The sequence below is a fragment of the Buttiauxella sp. B2 genome (assembly GCF_006376615.1).
Classification (GTDB): Bacteria; Pseudomonadota; Gammaproteobacteria; order Enterobacterales; family Enterobacteriaceae; genus Buttiauxella.
In genome coordinates this window covers 1-3,514 of sequence record NZ_VEXQ01000059.1, presented here as the reverse complement: position 1 = coordinate 3,514, position 3,514 = coordinate 1, and the positions used below count along the sequence as shown (strand labels likewise).

At 50.4% G+C, this 3,514-nt stretch carries 3 protein-coding genes and 1 pseudogene; 2 read left to right on the top strand and 2 right to left on the bottom strand.

Features of this window, described 5'->3' with window-relative positions:
• Positions 1-4: 4 nt before the first annotated feature.
• Positions 5-639 (top strand): annotated as a pseudogene (locus FH968_RS23415) (tyrosine-type recombinase/integrase).
• 560 nt (positions 640-1,199) lie between these two features.
• On the opposite strand, the gene FH968_RS24030 reads toward FH968_RS23415, so the two are convergent.
• Positions 1,200-1,565, bottom strand: coding sequence for a hypothetical protein (locus tag FH968_RS24030; RefSeq protein WP_223271390.1), 366 nt, complete (start codon positions 1,563-1,565; stop codon positions 1,200-1,202).
• 27 nt (positions 1,566-1,592) lie between these two features.
• On the opposite strand from FH968_RS24030, the gene FH968_RS23405 reads away from it, so the two are divergent.
• Positions 1,593-1,874 (top strand): hypothetical protein, encoded by a 282-nt coding sequence (locus FH968_RS23405; RefSeq protein WP_139883869.1) that lies wholly within the window; start codon positions 1,593-1,595, stop codon positions 1,872-1,874.
• A gap of 156 nt (positions 1,875-2,030) precedes the next feature.
• On the opposite strand, the gene FH968_RS23400 is transcribed toward FH968_RS23405, so the two are convergent.
• On the bottom strand, positions 2,031-3,514 hold a 1,484-nt coding region (locus FH968_RS23400; RefSeq protein WP_139883867.1), incomplete at its 5' end, for an Ig-like domain-containing protein.

Here is a 3,514-nt window from a genome sequence, read left to right as displayed (position 1 = left end):
GACAATGCGCGATTACGCCGCACACCTCGGCGCAGGTCTGCCGAAATATTTACTCGCCCCTGAAATCAGTCTGCTGCTTTCCTGTATCGATGATCTGAGCACCCGGATGTATTTTGAAACGCTGTGGAATACAGACGCGAGACTCAATGAAGCGCTGGCACTTACCCCGGCCGGTTTTATCCTCGAACCGTCACGTCGCCACCCGAAAGCGGTGGTGATGCTCAAAACCCTGAAGAAGCCAGCCGGGGGTGCGGTCGCCCTGCCCTCGATGCCGATACCCTGCACCCTGATCCGCGCTACCGTAAACCGCCTGAACCGGGGATCAGGATTGTGCCGCTGCTCGATGCCGGGTATGCACAACGGATGCGCGAATATCTCACCACCTGGCGAAAACGGGTTAAGCATGTTCCGGTATGGGAAATACGTTCACGGCAGACGCCGCACACCTTCCGGCACTCGTTCGCCATGCACCTGTTAATGAACAGCGTACCGCAGAAGGTGTTACAGGGATTGCTGGGGCATCGGTACGCCCGGAGTACGGAGGTGTATACAAGGTTGTTCTCGCTCGATGTGCTGACCGGAAAAGGACTGTCATTCAGCTATGATGCGCAGACGGCACGACGATTACTGACTGGCTGACGTGGCAATATTCCCCGCCTCCCCCCTACAGCCCCGCCAGTAGCGGGAAAACGGGGTTAATTTCTCTTTCCTGACATATTAAGAATGCAACCTGATACCTGTCCTTCCTGCTGTGCGCGGTTTACTTTGCTCTGCACCAATAAAATCACAAACATCTTTGATGCACACACTATATACAGTCATTAAAATACGAACCCACACAACATGTAGCATTCTGGTGGAAGGGTTTGGAAAGGTACAGACGTAAAAAAACCCGATTGGTGAGATCGGGTTTTAATACATTTCCTGCGCTGAGTTGGTGCTCTGGCAGGAGGGGAACGCTCTGCATTTAACAATCAAGAGAGCCGTTATGACAGGCAGTACATGAGTAAACAACGATGTTCTCACTCCACAAAAGTGGAGTAAACGCAGGACTGGCCGGTAAACCGGACCCGCGATCTACTGCCCCGGAAAGCCGATCTGGCTTCTGTCTGAGCGTCAATACGGTCTGAATGTGACGCTTACTGATGAATTGTCATCATTTTTGGCCACATAGCTGGATCCGGACGGCCATACAGGGTTCAGCGATTTTTATGATACGGCAGTATCGTGACGGGCAGGGTGTATAAACCCGTGATACGGCACTTATCCGGAGAGTGGGTGCCTCTGAAAAAGAATACATACTGTTTTTTTCGGGGGAAATACACCAGGTCATCGCCGTTTTGAAATGATGTAACTTCAAACGGTACACCGGATGGCGTGTGGTTTTTGCGGAGCCCCGACGCTACCTGAAAATTGTCGTCCCACTTCATGGTACTGAGTTTGTAGCCGAAACGGGAAACCAGTACATTTTTTCTCAGGCTGCACTTCAGTCTCACCGCCGTGGCCGCAAAGGCCGGGGTGAGAATAAGGGAGGAGAGTGCCATGATGAGGAGTAGTTTTATCATTATGTCTGGCATCCTTGTGTGGAGTTGGTGGCAGAACGTCTGCGTGAAGATAAACCAACCAAAGTGATCCTTAATGATGGTATTGAACTGATGCAATGCCAGTACCAGGCTGTCCTGACGGACCAGATCTGCGACGGTTTGTTCAGTGGATATTTTTTGCACGGGGTGGAGTATACAGGGGCGATTATTCTCCGGACAACCGTGGATCCCGTTCATGGCAGCATCGTTATTGCGGCAATAGACAATGAATTTACCAGGTGTGCCGTAAAACCTCGTCCTTCAGGCGGAGATATAAGGCACACCTGGTAATGGATTGTCACCCGGGGAAAATTCTATTTGCTGGCTGCCTGAATAACCGACAACGCCACTTTTACTGACCTGCTGCCGTTAATGCGACAGAGCCCACATTACGTGGGTAGGATCAAAGACCTCCGGAAGGAGGTCTTTGAATAACAGGAATATAACTTAGATAACCTGATGCAGTTGCACACCGTGCTGGATCAACATTTCCAGATTATCACCTGCGTGCTGGTAGACATCATATTGTACGACGCCTGCGCTCACTGAACCTGTATTAATCCAGGAGTCATGATCAAAGTCAGCCACTTTGAGCTGCAACACATCGCCGTTATCACCTTTAATGGCAAACTGCTCTTTGCCATCCTGAATATAAAGGTTTTGTTCAGCGTGAGTGATAACATCGTTATACGACAATGCCAGCGTGTTATGCGCATGGTTGGTTAAATCAAAGGCTTCATTGTTAATGTCTGTAGACTGCGACCACGGAGATGTTGAACCTGATGTGCTCCAGTTGACGTTATCCACCCATGAAAAGCCGGAATCTACAGAGAAGGATCCAATAGTTACACCCTGAGGTGCTGTATATTCAAAATGACACCAGCTGTAATCTGTGGAAATGGCATCGCCGATTACGCCGCTACCGCTACCATTGTTATAGTCAGGAACCATATGAGCGATAACATTATGGTTGGTATCATAAATCGTTAATGATTGCGCCACCGCATAATCAAAGGAAATTGTCTGAGCAGCGCCTGGAAGGGTGAACAGAATTCCGCCTTCGCCACCCTGATTAGAAATACCACTGGCATGGTTATCACCCAGGATGGTTTGTTTACTGTTGTTTGGATCCTCAGCCCTGAAGCTTGAAGAAATCACGCTTAAGTAACTATCCCCGACATTTGAAACCTGAAGTCCGGAAGCAAAGACGAGAGTATCTGTTGAATCATCGGAGCCACCCTCGAAATATTCATGACCTGAAACCAGAGGCGCCTGCGTTTCTACGGTAAAGTGGAATGCTTCAGTCGCGTCACTCACCTTGCCCGTAACAGGATCTTTCACTACCGCAGTGATGCTGTGTTCTGCATTGGATAGCGCGGTCGTTGGGGTGAAGCTCCAGTGACCCTTGCTGTCAACGGTGACAGAGCCAATAGCTTTACCATTATCAGAGATCATAATCAGATCGCCCGCAGTGGCATTGCCGCTAATGGTTGGATGGTTATCATCAGTGGTACTGCCGTTGGCGAGGTCACCCTGTAACGTACCGACATCGTCATAAACCTGAATATTCGTCGCGGTATCCGGTGCATCGGCATCCTGGTTGCTGCCGACATATTTGACGGTGAATTTATCACCATAATCACGCCACGCGTTACCGGCCTGGTCCACACCAGTAATGCCAAATGAGTAGTTACCGTGCGTGGTGAAGGCTTCTGGCTGGTATGTCCACGAACCATCATTTCCCGCAGTGACACTCTGGTGATACAGCTCTTTGCCACCCGGGCCAAAGACATGAATGTCCACACGGGAGCCTGCTTCTGCATGACCGGTCAGTACCGGGCGGTTGTCATCGGTCAGCCCCCCGTTGCTCACCAGCCCCTGCGTGTTGCCCGCGTTATCCTGCACCGTATCGATAACTGGCTGGCTGATAA

Coding starts and splice junctions, on each gene's coding strand:
- FH968_RS24030 (WP_223271390.1), bottom strand. CDS start 1,565: ATGATAAAACTACTCCTCATCATGGCACTCTCCTCCCTTATTCTCACC.